Origin of the sequence: Dyadobacter sp. 32 (genome assembly GCF_902506755.1) — a bacterium.
Classification (GTDB): domain Bacteria; phylum Bacteroidota; class Bacteroidia; order Cytophagales; family Spirosomataceae; genus Dyadobacter.
In genome coordinates this window covers 5,495,636-5,513,724 of record NZ_LR735258.1, presented here as the reverse complement: position 1 = coordinate 5,513,724, position 18,089 = coordinate 5,495,636, and the positions used below count along the sequence as shown (strand labels likewise).

Here is an 18,089-nt window from a genome sequence, read left to right as displayed (position 1 = left end):
GATTTCCACCTCCCGATCCAGCTTCGCTATGAAGTTCCTCCTTAAAAAAAAACAGGTGGTCAACCTGAGTTGCCACCTGCATCCATCTGTATAGCGTGATAATTGACCTTACTTCTTGATGGTAAATTTGGTACCACCAATTTTATAACCTTCGGAATACAATTCTACATTGTAGCTTCCGGGACGAAACTTTGCGGTATTATCATAAAGCATTTCCACTTTCTGATTGTTATTCTGATAGGCGATTGATTCACGTGTGGTGAACTTTGATGTTGCACCGTCAATGTCAAATTCACCTGATCCTGTAGCATCATCGGCTACAACAGCTCCCTCAGGGTCCAATACCCGTACATAAATGTCTTTTGGTTCCTGGGCAGTCAGTGAATTCTCTGGCAAGTTGAACACCAGCTTGATCTTATCAACACGGCTTGCTTTGTACTCCTCTTTATCTTTTACTTTTCCACGCGAGTTCACAGTCAAAACTTTGATGTTCTGAGCTTTCAAAGCAGACGCACGCGAAACTTTTTCAGAAAGATCTTTATTGGAAGCAGTGAATGTCACCACCGAGTCCTGCAACTCTGCCTGACGCTGCACCAATCTTTCGCGTTCACTTGAAAGTGTTCCTACATGTGTGCTCAAAGAATCATTTGAAGCCACCAGTTTTTCGTTTTCAGCCCTCAGCTGTGCGATCACTTCATCTTTTTCAACCAGGAATTGTTCGTACTCCTTAATTTTGGACAGATACTTACCTGTTTCCACTTTCTTACTTCTGCTAAACGCAAGCTTATCCGCTTCCAGCCTTTCCTTTACTTTGGTGAGTTCGGTAATGTCACCGCCCAGTCTTTCAATTTCGGCAATTTTGGTATCAAGCACAGCTGATATCGAGTCCAGTTTTGTCTTTGTTCCCGCAAGCTCCTTTGCTTTTTCAACCAGTGTTGATTCCTGATTGCTCAGTTCTGTTTTTTGTGTTGTGAATAAATAGCCAAACATGGCTGTTGCTAGCCCAAGGACAACTACCATCGCCCATGCTATACTTTGTTTGCTCTTCTGTTCTGGTTGCATTGGTAAAAAGTTTAAATTAATGTGATTTAGCTTTTACGCGTAGTGACCGACAAGTCCTATATTACTGACTTACTCATGACTTCACTACAAGCGTTCAGTCTGCGATATAGTAGTTCACGTAAAGAAACCATACCGTAAAACGAATCAGCTGAATGAAAGCTTCAAAAATGAAGGAATCACAAGGTATGGTTTATAAAAAAAGTGGCTGAATTGAAAATCCAGCCACTTTTTTTTACACAAAAGCGATTCTTAAAATGATGTAATAGTAAGATTTCCTTTCGTATTCAATACTTACAAAACGGGTAATCTTTACCCAACTTATGGCAACTCCGGACAAAGTCAAACCCTCCTGAAGATGTGCCTTTACTTTCTCAGGACAGATGTTACGGGAATTGCCCGAAAGTGCCCTCTCGTCCCTTATTCCACCATGCCTTTTACGCTGAACAATTTTGGTTCAAGAACAGACAATTTCTGATAACCGGTAATTTCATAAGACACTACCGACCAGTTTCCAGCACGTTGCGCACATTGAAGAAGAATATCCTTTTGGGATTCGTATAACTTATTCTTCGTCAGCAACACCGCGCTAACCTCTCTGGGTGAGCGGCTGTTTGAATCCAAAGTGATCTTCATATGCTGTACCGGCAAAGTCTCTCCGTTTTTTAGAACGTAAATGAATGTGAGAGAATCAGGCCTGGAAATGCTATAGCTTTTACTATAAGCCGGCTTGTTGATATCTGCCAGAACAAACAATTCAAGTTCCTTTTTCCAATTCACATTTTTCAAGGTTAGCTTTTCACTTTTATCACCCGTAATCAATGTTTTCGAAACCGTGGGCTTCTGGCTGTTTAAGAGCTCAATCTGTTCTTCAACAAATCCTCTGAGATTGTAATACGTATTTATCTCAACACGCTTATCCTCTTTTTGACACGATAAAGAGACCGTCAAGAATAAACCCAAAATCCACAGAGACTGAAAGCTTCCCTTTATGCGAAAAATATCATCTTCAAAAAACAGCATATCCAAATTTCAGAAATGTGAGATACATCTTAACAAAAAATCAGAGAGCCTAACCAAGACTCTCTGACCCTATATTTTACAACGGATGCGGTTACAATATACTAACGCCCGTCATTTCAGGTGGCTTCGGTATACCCATAATTTCAAGTATCGTGGGAGCCATATCAGCCAGTTTACCATCTTTCAGTGCCTGATCATGGCCATTGGATACAAGAATGCACGGTACCAGATTTAAAGAATGTGCGGTATTGGGAGATCCGTCATCGTTCCGCATATAGTCGGAATTCCCGTGATCCGCAATAATAATGGACGCGTAACCATTTTCTAAACCGGTGGTCACAACGGCCTGTACACATTGATCAACCGTCTCACAAGCTTTCACTGCTGCCTCAAAAACCCCGGTATGACCGACCATATCAGGATTGGCAAAATTAAGACAAACAAAATCAACCTCCCCTTTTTTCAATTCCGGCAAAATCGAATCTCTGATTCCAAAGGCCGACATTTCAGGTTGCAAATCGTAGGTAGCTACTTTGGGCGAGGGGCACAGCAACCGGCTTTCTCCCTCAAAGGGCTTTTCCCTTCCACCTGAGAAGAAGAAGGTGACGTGCGGATATTTTTCAGTCTCCGCTATCCGTATTTGCTTTTTACCCGCAGCTTCCAACACCTCACCCAATGTATTATTCAGATTATCCTTATCAAAAATAACATCCACTCCCTTGAAGGTATCGTCATAGTTGGTCATTGTGACATACCTCAGGTTCAGCCTGTGCATATTTTGTTCATGGAAATCATTCTGGGTGAGCACTTCGGTAATTTCCCGGCCACGATCCGTTCTGAAATTAAAGCAAAGCACCACATCGCCATCCTCTATCACCGCTAAAGGGCTACCATCGGGATTTGTGGCGATGATAGGAAGTATGAACTCATCGGTCACTCCTGCCTCATACGAATCTTCTACTGCCTTCAAGATGTCGAAAGCTGGAACATGCCTGCCTTCACCAAGAACCATGGCATCGTAGGCGAGTTTGACCCGCTCCCAACGCTTATCCCGATCCATCGCATAATATCGGCCAGTAATGCTTGCTATTTGACCAGTATTATGTAGCATGGAGGTTTTAAGTTCACTCAAAAAACCCAGAGCACTTTTTGGATCACAATCCCTGCCGTCTGTAAAGGCATGTACAAACACCTTCTCTAGCCCTCTTTCGGCGGCTATTTTACAAAGACCTTTTACATGATCAATGTGAGAATGGACGCCTCCATCGGATACCAGACCGATGAAATGAACCTTTTTATTTTCTGTTTTTGCATAGTCCAAAGCATCAGTCAAAACTTTTTCCTGACCGAGCGTACCTTCCGAAACAGCCAGATTGATTTTGACCAAATCCTGATATACCACTCGGCCTGCTCCAAGATTCGTATGACCTACTTCAGAGTTCCCCATTTGTCCATCCGGAAGCCCCACCGCAAGCCCGCTGGCTGCTAACCTGCTATGCGGATATTCCTGCAAAATGCGATCATAAAAGGGTGTATTTGCAGCAAGCACTGCGGAGCGATCTTCCTCTCCGGGCTTGGCAATACCCCAACCGTCCATGATGATAAGAATTACTTTTTTGTCCAATTCCGGGTTTGTTTTAGGTTTTATTTGAATTTCACTTTTGGCTGAATTATTCCGCCTGATCATATGCCCAGTTACCGTTTGCGTCCAAACCATGTTTATTGATTAACCAGGCCAGAAAATGAATACCACTTCTTCTTGTGATTTCATAAACATCATGGAAAGCATCCATTTGCTCATAGAACGGATCAGGAACATTTCGGGAGCCTCCACGTTCGGGATCGAACATGCGATAGAGATATAGCTGTTCCTCGGGCAAGTAATATCCATTTACCCTGCAACTTTCTTTACGAATGTGATCAAAATTGGCTTCATCCATAGCCAGTATGTAGTCGAAATGAATGAAATCTTCAAACGACAATTGACGTGCGTGATGGGTTAGCGCTATACCCCTGTCTTTGGCTACAGCCCGCATCCGCTTATCAGGCAGACTCCCGCAATGGTAGGCTGCCGTGCCTGCGGAGTCACACATGATATATTCGTCTAAGCCCTGATCCTTTACTAATTTTCGAAAAACAGCTTCAGCTATGGGTGAACGGCATATATTACCAAGACAAACAAAAAGAATATTGATCAACTTGTATGAGGTAATTAATAACAACTATTACAGAACGTGCCCGTATTCATCAGCAACACTTAGAAGGTTATTCTTTCTGCCTGCTTTCAAGAGGCATGTTGTTTTCGTCCACAATCACAAAAACGTCTTCATTGGGGCGTCGCATCAAATATTCTTCCCTGGCCCATTTTTCGAGTAGTTTAGGACTACCCAAAACCTCACTCCGTTCCTTTTTTACGTCAGCAATTTTCTCCAGGAGAACATCTCTTTCCCTCTCCAATGCCTTCATTTTCATCCTGTTGGACAGCACAACTTTTAAATTGTTATTGTCCAGAAACAAAATCCAGACAAGCCAAAACACAAAGGTTCCGGTATAGAACTTGCGCAACCAATCGAATAGCCAGTAAGAAGATTTTTTCGAATCAGACATGGAGCAGAAAAAAATACCGGGACCCGATGGCCCCGGTAATATTTAATCAGAATTTCAACCCGGGAAAATATGCGCTTTCACCTAGTTCTTCTTCAATACGTAGTAATTGATTATACTTAGCCATACGATCCGACCGTGATGCAGACCCCGTTTTGATCTGACCCGTGTTCAAGGCAACTGCAAGATCAGCAATCGTAGAATCTTCCGTTTCACCTGACCTGTGCGACATAATGGTCTTGTAACTATTTCTCTTGGCCAGGTTCACGGTATCGATTGTTTCTGTCAGAGATCCAATCTGGTTCACCTTAACCAGTACTGCATTGGCTATTTGCGATTCAATTCCCTGCTGAAGACGAGTCACATTTGTAACGAATAGATCGTCCCCAACCAGCTGACATTTTTTACCAATGGACTCGGTAAGTGTTTTCCATCCTGTCCAGTCATCCTCATCCATTCCGTCTTCGATAGAAATGATCGGATACTTAGCTACCCATTGCGTCCAGTAGTCTGCCATTTCGTCTGAAGATAGCTTGCGTCCGTCCGATTTTTTGAAATGGTATAGTCCATTTTCATAGAATTCAGAAACCGCTGCATCCATGGCAATAAAAATATCTTCCCCAGGCTTGTAACCAGCCTTTTCAATCGCCTGAAGAACGACCTCGATAGCCTCTTCATTGGATTTAATATTGGGTGCAAACCCTCCTTCATCTCCCACATTTGTGGAGTAACCCTTGCTCTTCAATACCGTTTTAAGAGTGTGGAAAACTTCGACGCCCATACGCAGTGACTCACTAAAAGTATCAGCCTTGGCCGGAAGAATCATGAATTCCTGAAAATCGATAGAATTATCCGCATGACTCCCACCGTTCAGAATGTTCATCATGGGAACAGGAAGCGTATTTGCATTGGTTCCACCTACATACCGATAGAGTGGAAGGCCAGCCTCCTGCGCAGCAGCCTTCGCCACAGCCAGAGATACACCCAGAATTGCATTGGCTCCCAACTTACTTTTGTTGGGTGTACCATCCAATTCAAGCATAATTTTATCTATCAGGTTTTGCTCGAAAACGGAACAACCTATAAGTTCAGGGAAAATAATGTCATTTACATTTTCGACAGCCTTCAAAACTCCTTTTCCCACATACACACTCTTGTCATCGTCACGAAGCTCTACAGCCTCATGCTTACCCGTAGAAGCGCCGGAAGGTACGGCTGCCCGTCCCAAATAACCATTCTCGGTACGTATATCTACTTCTACTGTCGGATTTCCTCTTGAATCAAGAATTTGTCTTGCATGTACTGACTGAATCGTACTCATTTGCCGCTGTGGTTTTGATTTGAAATGATAATTTATCAGTACAAAATAACACAAAAAAATTGTCTTCCTTAAACCACAAAACATTTTAAGGTAAATTTACAAGGACAAAAAAAACCTAAGACAGATTATGAAAAATATTCTTATATTATTTACAGGCATATTGCTGTTCGGGACTTACGGAAACGCGCAAACGCTACTTACAGCGGAAGAATTTAAGAACAAGCTATCAGCAATAAAAGGAGAACAGTTGCTTGATGTCCGCACCCCTGCCGAGTTTGCACAGGGCCATTTGTCGGAAGCGGCTAATCTGGATTATAAAAATCCCGCGTTTCGGGAGCAGATTAAATCACTAGATAAAAACAAGCCTGTGTTTGTCTATTGCCTGGGTGGGGTAAGAAGTGCTGCGGCTGCCACTATTCTTAAAGAAAATGGCTTCAGAGAAATCTATGACATGAAAGGTTGGATATTCCGGAGCAAAGAGAGCCACTTATTCCGGACAACTTGAGCCAGTAATTCCGGGAACTTGAGCCACTTTATCGGAAGGTTTTTACAGCTATTCCGGCAACTTGCGCCAATCGGGACTACTGACATTCCGGCATAATTGAGCCACTTGTGATTGCTCTTCAAAGTTATTCCGGGAAAGTGAGCCAGTTGTATTTTGGTATTGAAGTAATTATAACCACCATCTTTTGTGAAAAACAAAAGCAACGGATGGCAAACAAAGTTACTTCAATGCAGACACTGCGCATGATCATACAGTTGCTGGATCGGAATCTTTCCGAACGTAAAATATCCAGGCAACTTAATCTTTCCCGTAACACGGTTAAATATTATCGTGAACGCTTACTTCAGAGCACGCACAGCTTCAAGGAACTTCAAGCCCTTAACGATGCAGGCTTGTCTGCCATTCTATATTCTGGTACACCCTCGGTGCAGGATGAAGACCAGCGGAAGGAAGATTTTCGCCAGCAAGTACCTTATTTTCTTTCAGAGCTTAAACGTACCGGTGTCACGCGCCAACTTCTCTGGGAGGAATATTTTGACAAACATCCTGCGGGATACCGTTATTCCCAATTTTGCTATCAACTTAACGAACTCGGTAAAGTTCTACAGCCAAGTTTCCATGCGACTTACAAGGCGGGTGAGGTTGTCATGGTGGACTTTGCGGGCAGCATGATGCACTATTTCGACAAGTCCACCGGTGAACAAATAAGTTGCCCGGTACTGGTTTGTGTGCTTCCTTTCAGCAATTTAACTTATGTTGAAGCGCTGCCTAATGCCAGGCTTCCTTATTTGTTGGCTGCTTTGAATAACTGCCTTCGGTATTTTAAAGGCGCCCCATTGTCTCTGAAGACCGACAACATGAAACAGGTGGTCCAAAAGGTCAATCGCTACGAACCGACCTTTACAGATCTTATGCAGCAATGGGCGTTGCATAACAACATGGATTTGGTTGCCGCAAGGCCATATAGACCTAAAGATAAAGCGCCGGCAGAAGGTCACGTAAAAATTGCCTATCAGCGCATTTACGCTCCCTTACGGGATCGTATTTTCTGTAATATCGAGGAAGTTAACGCCGCTATACGAGATCAACTCGAGCTACATAATGACAAGAACTTCAAGGGAAAAAATTACAGCCGCCGCCAGCAGTTCAACGAACAGGAACAGCATTTACTTCAGCCGCTGGCAGACAATCCGTTTACCTTAAAGCACAGCACTTCTGCCAAAGTCCAGAAAAATTATCATGTCACCCTGGGAGAAGATTGGCACCATTACAGCGTGCCTTACCACTATATAGGCAAGCAGGTAAACATTATTTATGATACCCAGACGGTAGAGATCTTTCTTGATCATCAGCGTATTGCTGTTCATAAACGCTTCTATAATCAGCATGGTTATACTACGCTCAAAGAGCACATGCCAGAGAACCATCGTAGCTATTCACAGCAAAGGGGATGGGACAGTGATTACTTCCTGCGGTTAGCATCACAGATAGGACCATGCACACAGGGTTACATGGAAGGTGTTCTAAAAGGGCGGCAATTTACCGAACAAACATTTAATTCATGCCGTGGTATCCTGCGGCTTGGCAGCAGCTATGGTAATGACCGCCTCGAGTCAGCATGTCAAAGAGCACTACCCTCCGGTTCTTTTAGTTATAAAACACTAACGAAGATCCTGGCTAATAATCTTGACAAAGCTCCCCATTTTATGCAGACAACCTTATTCCAGACACCTGACCATGAAAACATTAGGGGAGCCGGAGCGTATGAATAAAACGCCCTTACGAATCAATTGCCTCACTTAAACAAAAATAACAATGAATACAAACAAGACCTGGGAAGAGTTAAGAGAACTAAAATTGCAAGGAATGGCGAGCCGGTATTCCGCCATTCTTGAACAGCCGTTACACCAGCAGCCTGAAGCGCATACAATGGTTGCCATGCTTACAGAGGCAGAATCAGAACAGCGAGTCCAGCAGCGCACCCAGATGTATCTAAAGCTTGCCAAACTGCGGTACAGCGCACATGTTGAACAGGTGAATTGCAAGCCTGAACGAGGACTTACGTCCGAGCAGTTAATCCGTTTAAGCGATTGCAGCTTTATCGAGAAGTCAGAAAACGTACTGATCACAGGCGCCACGGGATGTGGAAAATCCTATCTCGCCTGTGCACTCGGCAGGCAAGCCTGCGTAAAAGGCCATAAAGTACTTTATTACCCCATAAACAGGTTTATAGAGCAGCTTGCGTTGGCCAGGCTGGATGGAAGTTACTTAAAATGGCTCAATCAAATTGCACGAGTCAAACTCCTGATTCTCGATGACTTCGGCTTACAGCCGCTTAGCCACGACATCAAAATGGCCCTATTGCAAATACTCGAGGATCGATACGCTTCCGGATCAACAATTATAACCGCACAGATGCCCGTAGGAAACTGGCATGATTACATAAATGACCCAAGCCTGGCTGATGCGATATGTGACAGACTGACAGCAAACGCGCACAGAATAAATCTCGAAGGAGCTTCTTTGAGAAAGATAAAAAACAGCTAAATTTACAACACTTCAATTCCAAAAAAGAACTGGCTCACTTTCCCGGAACGCTGGCTCACTTTCGCCGGAATTTCCAGAAAGGTGGCTATCTTAAATGGACGTCTTCGGGCCAGCTGATAGATGCTCCTAAGGATGCTTCCCTCCCCAAAGGAATGAATTCCGCCGACTTTAAACGTGTTACAACTTCTGCGCAAACCGTGCTTATTGATTTTTATGCTCCCTGGTGCGAGCCTTGCATCAAAATGATGCCTACCGTAAAGAAGCTAACCGAGGAATACAATTCGAAAGCAAAAATTGTAACCATTAACTACGACTCAAATAAAGCCCTGGCGAAGGAATTGGGGATTGACGAAATACCTGTTTTCCTGATTTACAAAAACGGGAAGCTGCTCGAGCGTAAAAAAGGATATCTTGAAGAAAAGGATTTAAGGAAGCTGCTGGACAGCCGGCTATAGTAAAATAAGCTCCCCAATCTACGATCAGGGAGCTTACCTAAAATATCCAATACTTGTATGCTATATCGCAGACAACAATTTGGTGAAGTCATCAAATAAATACCGTGAATCGTGGGGACCCGGTGAGGCCTCAGGATGGTATTGCACCGAAAACGCCGGGTAATCCTTTCTCCGGATTCCCTCAATCGTTTTATCATTGAGGTTAACATGTGTAATCTCTACGTCGGGATGGCTTTCAATCTCATCAGGGTTGACCGCAAAGCCGTGGTTTTGCGATGTTATCTCACACAACCCAGTAAGCATATTTTTGACGGGATGATTCAGTCCTCTGTGACCGTGATGCATTTTGTAGGTATTGATCCCACTCGATAAGGCGAGCAGCTGATGACCCAGGCAAATACCAAACAATGGCTTTCCTGTGTTAACCATCTGCGTGACATTGTCCACGGCATAAGTCATCGCAGCCGGATCACCTGGTCCATTGGAGATAAAAAATCCATCGGGCTGCCACTTCATGACTTCCTCAAAAGGAGTTTTCGCAGGAAATACCTTGCAATAGCATCCTCTTGAAGTCAAATTATTAAGTATACTCTTCTTGATACCGTAGTCCATCACGGCGACGCGCCAGGAACTGCTGCCTTCATTTCCTACGTAGTAAGCCTCGTTTGTAGTCACCTCGGACGACAACTCCAATCCATCCATGGAAGGAATTTTATGCAACTCAGCCATCAATTCCTTTTCATCCAATATTTGTGAGGAAATAATGGCATTCATCACACCCTTCTGCCTTACATGGCGAACGATATGACGGGTATCTACATCACTGATTCCTACAATTTTTGCCCTTTCGAAATACTGCTGCAAAGAAAAATCCGCCGTAGTACGGGAATAGATCGTCGAGAAGGTATTACACACCATCCCTTTAATTTTAACCGAAGCCGACTCTTCCTCATCCTCTAACTGAACACCATAATTCCCGATATGTGAAGTCGTGTTTACGATAATCTGACCATAATAAGAAGGATCTGTATAGATCTCCTGGTATCCGGTCATTCCCGTATTAAAGCAGATTTCACCTCCGGTCGTACCATCTATACCCAGAGCAATTCCTCTGTATGCAGTACCATCTTCAAGTAATAAAAGCGCTTCTTTTTTCTTATTCATTATCGTTGTTTTCAATTTTCAAGTGATCCAAGGCAATCCGGGAGCTATAAATACCAGCATCCGAAAACCTCCTTACATTTCTATTCAATTTTCGCGCTGCAAAATTAGTGAATTGCGTTCAATAAAAAGGGGCTAAACGAAAACGTTTAACCCCTTTTTTAATATCAACAATACATTAAGAATATCATCTTATTCACTATCACGACCGGCGATTAATTCGTCTTGTAATGTTTTCAACTCGTCCCACTTCGCGTCAGCAGCCAATTGCGATTGCGCTGGCCAGGTTGCAGGGTTGTGAATGTTATACTGAGGACCTGCTTTTTCAAGAATTTCCTTGATAGTATCTGCTGACGTTGCAGCCAACTGTGCAAAAGTCACAATACCTGCATCAACCAACAGATCAGCAATTTTCGGTCCAATGCCTTCAATTAGTTTCAAATCATCTCCTTCTGCAACTACCTCAGGTGCAGAAGGCGCTTCAGCAACCGGTGCGGCAACTGTGCTTGATTCTGCACCTTCTTTTTTACCACCACGACGGCTACGACGCGTCTTAGCTGGCTTGTCTGCATTAGCAAGAAGCAATGCATCGTTAAAATCAACAAGCTCAATCATACAGGTTTCTGCAGCATCACCCAGACGGTTGCCCAATTTGATGATACGCGTATATCCTCCCGGACGGTCTGCGATCTTGTCGGAAACTACTCCAAAAAGTTCTTTGGTAGATTCTTTGTCATTCAAGTAAGAAAAAACCACACGTCTGTTGTGTGTAGAATCTTCCTTCGCACGTGTTAACAAAGGCTCAACATACTTTCTGAGTTCCTTCGCCTTTGCGAGTGTTGTTTCAATCCTCTTGTGGATAATCAGGGAAGCCGCCATGTTGGAAAGCATTGCCTTCCTGTGTGATGCAGTTCTACCTAAATGATTATCTTTTTTACCGTGTCTCATTATTGTTTTTGTTTAGTTGCTTCGAGCAGCGTAACACGCGCTTCAGAATACATACTTATGGGGAATTATTAAATCAATCCTCGTCCAAGCGATATTTGGCCACATCCATGCCGAATACCAATTGTTTGTCTGCTACCAGTTGTTCGAGTTCGGTAAGCGATTTTTTACCAAAATTGCGGAACTTCATCATGTCCGAAATTTCCAGCCTTACCAAATCACCAAGCGACTTCACATCCGCTGATTTCAAACAGTTGTAAGCACGTACAGAAAGATCAAGTTCAGAAAGCGATGTTTTGAGAAGCTTTCTCATACGCAACATTTCTTCATCCACCTGATTGTCTTCCTCGGCCTTCTGCTTCTCAAACGTCATCGTCTGATCAGAGAAAAGCATAAAGTGTTGAATCAATATATTGGCAGCTCCTTTCAAAGCTTCTTCCGGGTGAATTGATCCATCGGTTTGAATGTCTATTAACAGACGCTCATAATCCGTACGTTGTTCCACACGTGTATTTTCTACACTGTATTTCACATTTTTTATAGGGGTGTAGATTGAATCTACGGCAATATATCCGAAAGGCAGTTCATTTGCTCTCGGCTCATCCGCTGGCACATATCCCCTGCCCTTGTCCAACAAAAGCTCCATTTCGAACTCCTTGTTGTCATCAATGTGGCAGATTACCTGATCCGGATTCAAAACCTCAAAAGCACTGGTAAACTTACCAATGTCGCCTGCAGTGATCACAGAAACATTCTTAAGATTCACCACAATCCGGCTTTCATTTAAATCAGAAACTTTTTTAAAACGAACCATTTTCAGGTTCAGGATGATTTCTGTAACATCCTCAACGATACCTTCGATAGAAGAAAATTCGTGAAGCACACCTGGGAACTTCACACTCGTAATGGCGTAACCTTCCAAAGAGGAAAGAAGTATTCTACGTAACGCATTACCAATGGTCACGCCGTATCCTTTCTCTAAAGGCTTAAACTCAAACAACCCGTGAAAGTCGTCTGCTTTTTCCATGACGACCTTATCAGGCATTTGGAAAGCTAATATTGACATAGTCCTTGCTCCTTTTATAGTAGTAAATGATAGTTGATCACGCTACCGTTACCTTTGCGATCGCAAAATTGCCGATTCCGGCTAAAAAGCACAGCCCCGCAAAACGGGGTGTGCCAGTAATATGAAGATTTTATTTAGAATACAATTCAACGATAAGCTGCTCGTTGATGTTTTCAGGAATAGACTCACGGTCAGGGAAGGTAACAAACTTTCCAGTCAGTTCCTTGCCATCCCATTCCAGCCAGTTGAATCCTCTTGCGCTATGACCAGCAAGGCTGTCCGTAACGGCTTCGAGAGATTTGGATTTTTCACGAACAGTAACAATTTGTCCTGGGCGTAAAGAATAAGAAGGAATGTTAACGATTTCCCCATCAACAAGAATATGTTTGTGGGAAACCAACTGACGCGCTGCACGCCTTGTAGGTGCGATACCTAACCGGTAAACGGTATTGTCGAGACGCGCTTCGCAATATTTCAGCAAGTTTTCTCCAGTAATACCATCCTTTACAGAAGCCTTTTCGAACAGATTACGAAACTGTCTTTCAAGGATACCATAGATGAATTTAACTTTCTGCTTTTCCATTAACTGTAAAGCATACTCAGATTTTTTAGACCGGCGGCCTTTCCCATGTACTCCGGGAGGATAATTCTTTTTTGCAAGCGCCTTGCTCGGGCCCATAATGGGTTCTCCGTAACGTCTTGCAATCTTTGATTTGGGACCTGTGTAACGTGCCATTTTAAACTTTTTGTTTTTTCGAAATAATTAAAACCATTCTGTAACCCCAGTGTCCAAATTACGAATGGGCATTTGTTTTAAGACTAAACTCTACGACGTTTTGGAGGACGGCATCCGTTGTGAGGAAGCGGAGTAATATCCTGAATAGTAGTAACCTCTATACCTGCATTTTGGATCGTACGAATCGCAGACTCACGTCCTGATCCAGGTCCTTTAACAAAAACCTCCGCCTTACGCATTCCAAGGTCAAAAGCAACCTGTGCGCAATTTTGAGCCGCTGTTTGAGCAGCATAAGGAGTATTCTTTTTAGAACCGCGGAAACCCATTTTACCGGCCGAAGCCCAAGAGATAACCTGTCCGTTGTTGTTGGTAATAGAGATAATAATGTTGTTGAAAGAAGCTCTGATGTGTACCTGACCCACCGACTCCACTACAACAACTCTCTTTTTTGCTTTATCTTTTCTTTTGTTTTGTGCCATTGCTCGGGAAATAAGTTATGCGCCTTCACGCACTACTCATTGTTTATTTAGTAGCCTTTTTCTTGTTCGCGATTGTTTTGCGTTTACCCTTACGAGTACGAGAGTTATTCTTCGTTCTTTGACCACGCAATGGCAATCCTTTACGATGACGAAGACCACGGTAGCAAGCAATGTCCATAAGACGTTTGATGCTCAATTGCACTTCCGACTTAAGCGCACCTTCCACTTTATATTCACCTGCGATCACCGCGCGAACAGCTCCGGATTCCTCATCGTTCCAGTCGATCACCTTTTTATCGATGTCAACACCTGCTTTGTTCAAAATCTTTTTTGCCGAACTGCGACCAATGCCGAAAATATACGTCAATGAAATTTCGCCTCTTTTACGGTCGGGGATATCAACTCCTGAAATACGTGCCATATGATTAACCTTGTCTTTGTTTATACCGTGGGTTTTTCTTGTTAATTACGTATACTTTACCCTTTCGGCGTATAACTTTACAGTCTACACTGCGTTTCTTAACTGATGCTTTGACTTTCATCTTGAATGTTACTTATTGTTAATACTGAGGTGATCTTCTCCTTTATTTGTACCGGTAAGTAATTCTTGCCTTTGATAAGTCGTAAGGAGACATTTCCAACTTAACACGGTCGCCCGGTAATATTTTTATATAATGCATCCGCATCTTACCCGAAATGTGGGCAATCACTTCATGCTTATTTTCCAAAACCACACGAAACATGGCATTGGAGAGTGCTTCTAAAATAACTCCGTCTTGTTCTATTGATGCTTGTTTTGCCATTCTTAGCTTTTATTACTTAACTTCAACCATGAGGCTGGTATTAGCTGTTACTTGCTCTATGTAATCGAAAGTCGTCAGAATTTCAGCCTTACCTTTACGAACTACTACGGTGTGTTCAAAATGGGCAGATGGCTTACGATCACTGGTCCTGATAGTCCAACCATCCCGCTCCTGTATTACTGCCTTGCCGCCCAGGTTAATCATCGGCTCAATTGCAAGCACCATACCCTCTTTCAATCTAACGCCCTTACCTCTCTTGCCATAATTTGGAACCTCCGGACTTTCGTGAAGATTTCTACCTACTCCATGTCCAACCAACTCACGAACAACGGTATAACCCAGATCTTCAACATAACTTTGAACAGCATAGCCGATATCACCAATTCTCATACCGTCCACCGCCTGCTCAATTCCTTTATAAAGTGAACGCTTGGTTGCTGACAAGAGATCCATCACATTCTGCGCAACTTCCCCAACCGGGTATGTATAAGCACTGTCACTATGAAACCCATTCAACTTTACCCCGCAATCAATGGATATGATGTCTCCATCTTTCAACTCATAATTGCTTGGAAATCCATGGACAACTACTTCATTAACAGATATACAAAGAGAAGCGGGGAAATTATTAAAGCCTTTGAAAGAAGGTATCCCTCCGAAAGCCCTGATATAATCTTCTGCTATTGTATCCAGTTTCTTTGTTGTAACTCCTGGTTTAACCCATTGAGCCACCTCTGCATGAGCCTTTCCTAATACCTGGGCACTTACCTTTATCAGGTCAATCTCTTCTTCGGTTTTCAGGTATATCATCAGAATTATATAGCAACACTTTCCGTTCTGCCTGTAACACGTCCTGATTTCATCAATCCTTCGTATCTACGCATTAACAGATAACTTTCCACCTGCTGTAATGTATCCAACACCACACCCACCATGATTAACAGGGAGGTTCCTCCGAAGAAATGACCAAAATCATTTGATATTCCCAGAAGACTGGCAAAAGCGGGCAGAATAGCTACCAGTGCAAGCATCAATGAACCCGGAAATGTAATACGGTCCAACACTGAACTGATATATTCTGAAGTCTGCTGGCCCGGCTTAACACCTGGTATGAAACCTCCGCCTCGTTTCATGTCATCCGCAATTTGCTGAGGATTAACCGAAATAGCAGTATAAAAGAAGGTGAAAACAATAATCAGAAAAGCAAACAACGCATTGTACTGCCAGGTTGCGTAATTTGCAAATATCGTTGCCACATTGGCCGCAAAGTCACTCTTCTCTGCGAAATAAGAAGCGCCAAGGGACGGTATAAACATCAAAGCCTGAGCAAAAATAATAGGCATTACGCCCGCCGCATTCAGCTTCAACGGCAGATATTGACGCTGACCTCCCATTACCCGATTCCCAACCACCTGCTTGGCATATTGAATTGGAATTCTGCGAACCGCCTGGGTTAGCATGACAGCACCCATGATAACGAAATACAGTGCTACAATTTCCAGAACAAAAAGCAATATCTGACCACTGCCTCTTGAAACAAATTCCTTGTATATCGCACCTGGAAACCTGGATACAATACCGATCATGATCAACATGGAAATCCCATTTCCAATACCTTTGTCCGTAATGCGCTCGCCCAACCACATACAGAACATAGTACCTGCTGTAAGCACAAAGACGGATGAAATATTAAACATACTTCTTGGTACCAACAATGCCTCATCTGGCACCATTGTATTGAGATATGCCGTACCCTGAACCAGTGTAACCACAATGGTCAGAACCCTGGTCAACTGATTAAGTTTCTTACGCCCGGACTCTCCCTCCTTTTGCATTTTTTGGAAATAGGGTAATGCCATGGTCAACAACTGAATCGCAATGGATGCAGAAATGTAAGGCATGATTCCTAACGCAAAAATAGAAGCCTTACTAAAAGAGCCTCCTACAAAAATATCAATCAAACCCAGCAAACCCTCGGTTGAAGCGATCATCTGATCTGGTTCAACACCTGGTAAAGCAACATAAGACCCTAAACGGAAGATGGTTATAAACAAAAGAGTGTTGAGAATACGTGTTCTCAACTCCTCAATTGCAAATATATGTTTTATCGTCTCAAAAAATCTTTTCATGTTATCGGGCTCACTTATCTATTCGATAATTAAACATAGACGTTCAATAATTGCACCAACCAGGTTACAATTTCACTGCTTTACCTCCAGCTTTTTCGATCGCCTCAATTGCCGATGAAGAAAACCCATTTGCCTGAACCTCAATAGCCGATGTAATTACACCACGACTAAGGATTTTAACCAAGTCCTTTTTAGAACAAAGCCCGTTCTCACGAATCAAATCCAGTGTAATCACAGCTGCACTCGTTTTGTCAGCCAAGGACTGAATTGCGTCAAGATTCAACGCTTTGTACTCAACACGATTAATATTGTTGAAGCCAAATTTAGGTAAACGTCTTTGCAAGGGCATCTGGCCACCTTCAAAACCTGGCTTACGGCTATAACCTGAACGCGACTGCGCTCCTTTATGTCCACGTGCAGAAGTTCCCCCTTTTCCGGATCCCTGACCACGTCCAACACGTTTTCCGGTTTTTACGGATCCAGCTGCCGGTTTTAATGAACTAAGATTCATACTATTCGTATTTATTAAATTTCTTCTACTTTAACCAAGTGACTTATTTTACGAATCATCCCCGCAATGGCGTCACTATTTTCCTTTTCTACCGAACGATTCATTTTACCCAATCCCAAAGCTTTCATTGTAAGCTTTTGTCTTTCAGGACGATCGATGGTACTCTTAATTTGTGTAATACGTACTTTTGACATGATTACTCTGAGGTATAAGATATCCTGACAGGGACTATCCGTTGAACACTTTATCCAATTTTACTCCACGCTGGAAGGCTACTTCGTGAGGTGCTCTCATTTTCAAAAGTGCATCAATGGTAGCTTTAATTACATTGTGAGGATTGGACGATCCTTTTGACTTGGCAAGTACATCCTTAATACCAGCACTTTCAAGAACAGCACGCATTGGCCCACCGGCCAGTACACCAGTACCAGGTGCAGCTGGTTTAATCAACACGAAGCCGCCACTGAACTTTCCTTCCATTTGGTGAGGTACCGTATGCTTCAGCATGGGTATGGTAATCAGGTTCTTTTTAGCATCGTCGATTCCTTTTGCAATGGCATCAGTTACCTCGTTTGCTTTTCCTAAACCATAACCAACAACACCTTTTCCATCACCTACCACCACGATGGCAGAGAAACTGAAACGACGTCCACCTTTTACCACTTTGGCAACACGGTTGATCGCTACTACGCGCTCTTTAAGCTCGGATTCGTTAACCTTTGAAGGTTTTGTATTTGTAGACATA

General features: G+C 43.1%; 23 protein-coding genes. 4 read left to right on the top strand and 19 right to left on the bottom strand.

All coding sequences use genetic code 11. The features are described from left to right. Window positions 1–108: 108 nt before the first annotated feature. The 6 genes from DYADSP32_RS22590 to eno form a co-directional block, all read right to left on the bottom strand. Complete coding sequence (locus tag DYADSP32_RS22590) at window positions 109–1,062, bottom strand: hypothetical protein (protein ID WP_149240643.1); 954 nt, start codon at window positions 1,060–1,062, stop codon at window positions 109–111. A gap of 417 nt (window positions 1,063–1,479) precedes the next feature. After that, entirely contained in the window at window positions 1,480–2,082 is a 603-nt protein-coding gene (locus tag DYADSP32_RS22585) for a hypothetical protein (protein ID WP_149240644.1), read from the bottom strand. Window positions 2,083–2,173: 91 nt separating this feature from the next. Then, the gene (gpmI, locus tag DYADSP32_RS22580) at window positions 2,174–3,706 is read right to left on the bottom strand and encodes a 2,3-bisphosphoglycerate-independent phosphoglycerate mutase (RefSeq protein ID WP_149240645.1); all 1,533 of its coding nucleotides are present in this window, start codon (window positions 3,704–3,706) and stop codon (window positions 2,174–2,176) included. A 46-nt stretch (window positions 3,707–3,752) separates the two neighbouring features. Then, on the bottom strand, window positions 3,753–4,280 hold the full coding sequence (locus tag DYADSP32_RS22575) for a low molecular weight protein-tyrosine-phosphatase (protein ID WP_149240646.1): 528 nt from the start codon (window positions 4,278–4,280) through the stop codon (window positions 3,753–3,755). A gap of 67 nt (window positions 4,281–4,347) precedes the next feature. Then, window positions 4,348–4,689, bottom strand: coding sequence for a septum formation initiator family protein (locus tag DYADSP32_RS22570; protein ID WP_149240647.1), 342 nt, complete (start codon window positions 4,687–4,689; stop codon window positions 4,348–4,350). A gap of 46 nt (window positions 4,690–4,735) precedes the next feature. Then, a complete protein-coding gene (eno, locus tag DYADSP32_RS22565; protein WP_149240648.1) occupies window positions 4,736–6,007 on the bottom strand; it encodes a phosphopyruvate hydratase in 1,272 nt (423 codons plus the stop codon). Window positions 6,008–6,134: 127 nt separating this feature from the next. Here eno and DYADSP32_RS22560 point away from each other — a divergent pair, with 127 nt between their 5' ends. From DYADSP32_RS22560 to DYADSP32_RS22545, 4 genes are all read left to right on the top strand, one after another. Beyond that, window positions 6,135–6,512, top strand: a complete 378-nt coding sequence (locus DYADSP32_RS22560) for a rhodanese-like domain-containing protein (protein WP_414617980.1) — start codon at window positions 6,135–6,137, stop codon at window positions 6,510–6,512. 107 nt (window positions 6,513–6,619) lie between these two features. Next, on the top strand, window positions 6,620–8,284 hold the full coding sequence (gene istA, locus DYADSP32_RS22555; protein WP_149239828.1) for an IS21 family transposase: 1,665 nt from the start codon (window positions 6,620–6,622) through the stop codon (window positions 8,282–8,284). 43 nt (window positions 8,285–8,327) lie between these two features. Beyond that, window positions 8,328–9,059: an IS21-like element helper ATPase IstB gene (istB, locus tag DYADSP32_RS22550; RefSeq protein ID WP_149239829.1), complete on the top strand. Its 732-nt coding sequence runs from the start codon at window positions 8,328–8,330 to the stop codon at window positions 9,057–9,059. Between the two features lie 152 nt (window positions 9,060–9,211). Next, the gene (locus DYADSP32_RS22545; RefSeq protein ID WP_149240649.1) at window positions 9,212–9,514 is read left to right on the top strand and encodes a thioredoxin family protein; all 303 of its coding nucleotides are present in this window, start codon (window positions 9,212–9,214) and stop codon (window positions 9,512–9,514) included. 60 nt (window positions 9,515–9,574) lie between these two features. On the opposite strand, the gene carA is transcribed toward DYADSP32_RS22545, so the two are convergent. The 13 genes from carA to rpsE all read right to left on the bottom strand — a co-directional run bounded on the left by carA (window position 9,575) and on the right by rpsE (window position 18,088). Further along, a complete protein-coding gene (gene carA, locus DYADSP32_RS22540; protein ID WP_149240650.1) occupies window positions 9,575–10,678 on the bottom strand; it encodes a glutamine-hydrolyzing carbamoyl-phosphate synthase small subunit in 1,104 nt (367 codons plus the stop codon). 189 nt (window positions 10,679–10,867) lie between these two features. Beyond that, a complete protein-coding gene (rplQ, locus tag DYADSP32_RS22535; protein ID WP_149240651.1) occupies window positions 10,868–11,623 on the bottom strand; it encodes a 50S ribosomal protein L17 in 756 nt (251 codons plus the stop codon). A gap of 73 nt (window positions 11,624–11,696) precedes the next feature. Next, window positions 11,697–12,686, bottom strand: a complete 990-nt coding sequence (locus DYADSP32_RS22530; RefSeq protein ID WP_149240652.1) for a DNA-directed RNA polymerase subunit alpha — start codon at window positions 12,684–12,686, stop codon at window positions 11,697–11,699. 130 nt (window positions 12,687–12,816) lie between these two features. After that, the gene (rpsD, locus tag DYADSP32_RS22525; protein WP_149240653.1) at window positions 12,817–13,422 is read right to left on the bottom strand and encodes a 30S ribosomal protein S4; all 606 of its coding nucleotides are present in this window, start codon (window positions 13,420–13,422) and stop codon (window positions 12,817–12,819) included. 83 nt (window positions 13,423–13,505) lie between these two features. After that, entirely contained in the window at window positions 13,506–13,901 is a 396-nt protein-coding gene (gene rpsK, locus DYADSP32_RS22520; protein ID WP_149240654.1) for a 30S ribosomal protein S11, read from the bottom strand. 43 nt (window positions 13,902–13,944) lie between these two features. Next, window positions 13,945–14,322 (bottom strand): 30S ribosomal protein S13, encoded by a 378-nt coding sequence (rpsM, locus tag DYADSP32_RS22515; RefSeq protein ID WP_149240655.1) that lies wholly within the window; start codon window positions 14,320–14,322, stop codon window positions 13,945–13,947. 4 nt (window positions 14,323–14,326) lie between these two features. Then, entirely contained in the window at window positions 14,327–14,443 is a 117-nt protein-coding gene (gene rpmJ / locus DYADSP32_RS22510; RefSeq protein WP_090341197.1) for a 50S ribosomal protein L36, read from the bottom strand. A 42-nt stretch (window positions 14,444–14,485) separates the two neighbouring features. Further along, window positions 14,486–14,704 carry a translation initiation factor IF-1 gene (infA, locus tag DYADSP32_RS22505; protein ID WP_015813810.1) on the bottom strand — a complete coding sequence of 73 codons (219 nt, stop codon included), beginning with the start codon at window positions 14,702–14,704 and terminating at the stop codon, window positions 14,486–14,488. Window positions 14,705–14,716: 12 nt separating this feature from the next. Further along, window positions 14,717–15,514 carry a type I methionyl aminopeptidase gene (gene map / locus DYADSP32_RS22500; protein WP_149240656.1) on the bottom strand — a complete coding sequence of 266 codons (798 nt, stop codon included), beginning with the start codon at window positions 15,512–15,514 and terminating at the stop codon, window positions 14,717–14,719. A gap of 5 nt (window positions 15,515–15,519) precedes the next feature. After that, window positions 15,520–16,833 (bottom strand): preprotein translocase subunit SecY, encoded by a 1,314-nt coding sequence (gene secY / locus DYADSP32_RS22495; RefSeq protein WP_149240657.1) that lies wholly within the window; start codon window positions 16,831–16,833, stop codon window positions 15,520–15,522. 64 nt (window positions 16,834–16,897) lie between these two features. Continuing rightward, window positions 16,898–17,344 (bottom strand): 50S ribosomal protein L15, encoded by a 447-nt coding sequence (rplO, locus tag DYADSP32_RS22490; protein ID WP_149240658.1) that lies wholly within the window; start codon window positions 17,342–17,344, stop codon window positions 16,898–16,900. A 14-nt stretch (window positions 17,345–17,358) separates the two neighbouring features. Then, complete coding sequence (gene rpmD / locus DYADSP32_RS22485; protein ID WP_149240659.1) at window positions 17,359–17,538, bottom strand: 50S ribosomal protein L30; 180 nt, start codon at window positions 17,536–17,538, stop codon at window positions 17,359–17,361. Window positions 17,539–17,572: 34 nt separating this feature from the next. Further along, the gene (gene rpsE, locus DYADSP32_RS22480) at window positions 17,573–18,088 is read right to left on the bottom strand and encodes a 30S ribosomal protein S5 (protein ID WP_149240660.1); all 516 of its coding nucleotides are present in this window, start codon (window positions 18,086–18,088) and stop codon (window positions 17,573–17,575) included. Window position 18,089: the final 1 nt, after the last annotated feature.

What these genes read in the sequence shown, in the direction of transcription:
- infA (WP_015813810.1), bottom strand. Translation starts at nt 14,704, where the DNA reads ATGGCAAAACAAGCATCAATAGAACAAGACGGAGTTATTTTAGAAGCA.
- rplO (WP_149240658.1), bottom strand. Translation starts at nt 17,344, where the DNA reads ATGAATCTTAGTTCATTAAAACCGGCAGCTGGATCCGTAAAAACCGGA.
- DYADSP32_RS22560 (WP_414617980.1), top strand. Translation starts at nt 6,135, where the DNA reads ATGAAAAATATTCTTATATTATTTACAGGCATATTGCTGTTCGGGACT.
- rpsD (WP_149240653.1), bottom strand. Translation starts at nt 13,422, where the DNA reads ATGGCACGTTACACAGGTCCCAAATCAAAGATTGCAAGACGTTACGGA.
- rpsM (WP_149240655.1), bottom strand. Translation starts at nt 14,322, where the DNA reads ATGGCACGTATTTCAGGAGTTGATATCCCCGACCGTAAAAGAGGCGAA.
- rplQ (WP_149240651.1), bottom strand. Translation starts at nt 11,623, where the DNA reads ATGAGACACGGTAAAAAAGATAATCATTTAGGTAGAACTGCATCACAC.
- rpsK (WP_149240654.1), bottom strand. Translation starts at nt 13,901, where the DNA reads ATGGCACAAAACAAAAGAAAAGATAAAGCAAAAAAGAGAGTTGTTGTA.
- DYADSP32_RS22570 (WP_149240647.1), bottom strand. Translation starts at nt 4,689, where the DNA reads ATGTCTGATTCGAAAAAATCTTCTTACTGGCTATTCGATTGGTTGCGC.
- secY (WP_149240657.1), bottom strand. Translation starts at nt 16,833, where the DNA reads ATGAAAAGATTTTTTGAGACGATAAAACATATATTTGCAATTGAGGAG.
- istB (WP_149239829.1), top strand. Translation starts at nt 8,328, where the DNA reads ATGAATACAAACAAGACCTGGGAAGAGTTAAGAGAACTAAAATTGCAA.
- map (WP_149240656.1), bottom strand. Translation starts at nt 15,514, where the DNA reads ATGATATACCTGAAAACCGAAGAAGAGATTGACCTGATAAAGGTAAGT.
- carA (WP_149240650.1), bottom strand. Translation starts at nt 10,678, where the DNA reads ATGAATAAGAAAAAAGAAGCGCTTTTATTACTTGAAGATGGTACTGCA.
- rpsE (WP_149240660.1), bottom strand. Translation starts at nt 18,088, where the DNA reads ATGTCTACAAATACAAAACCTTCAAAGGTTAACGAATCCGAGCTTAAA.
- DYADSP32_RS22530 (WP_149240652.1), bottom strand. Translation starts at nt 12,686, where the DNA reads ATGTCAATATTAGCTTTCCAAATGCCTGATAAGGTCGTCATGGAAAAA.
- rpmD (WP_149240659.1), bottom strand. Translation starts at nt 17,538, where the DNA reads ATGTCAAAAGTACGTATTACACAAATTAAGAGTACCATCGATCGTCCT.
- rpmJ (WP_090341197.1), bottom strand. Translation starts at nt 14,443, where the DNA reads ATGAAAGTCAAAGCATCAGTTAAGAAACGCAGTGTAGACTGTAAAGTT.
- DYADSP32_RS22590 (WP_149240643.1), bottom strand. Translation starts at nt 1,062, where the DNA reads ATGCAACCAGAACAGAAGAGCAAACAAAGTATAGCATGGGCGATGGTA.
- DYADSP32_RS22585 (WP_149240644.1), bottom strand. Translation starts at nt 2,082, where the DNA reads ATGCTGTTTTTTGAAGATGATATTTTTCGCATAAAGGGAAGCTTTCAG.
- eno (WP_149240648.1), bottom strand. Translation starts at nt 6,007, where the DNA reads ATGAGTACGATTCAGTCAGTACATGCAAGACAAATTCTTGATTCAAGA.
- DYADSP32_RS22545 (WP_149240649.1), top strand. Translation starts at nt 9,212, where the DNA reads ATGAATTCCGCCGACTTTAAACGTGTTACAACTTCTGCGCAAACCGTG.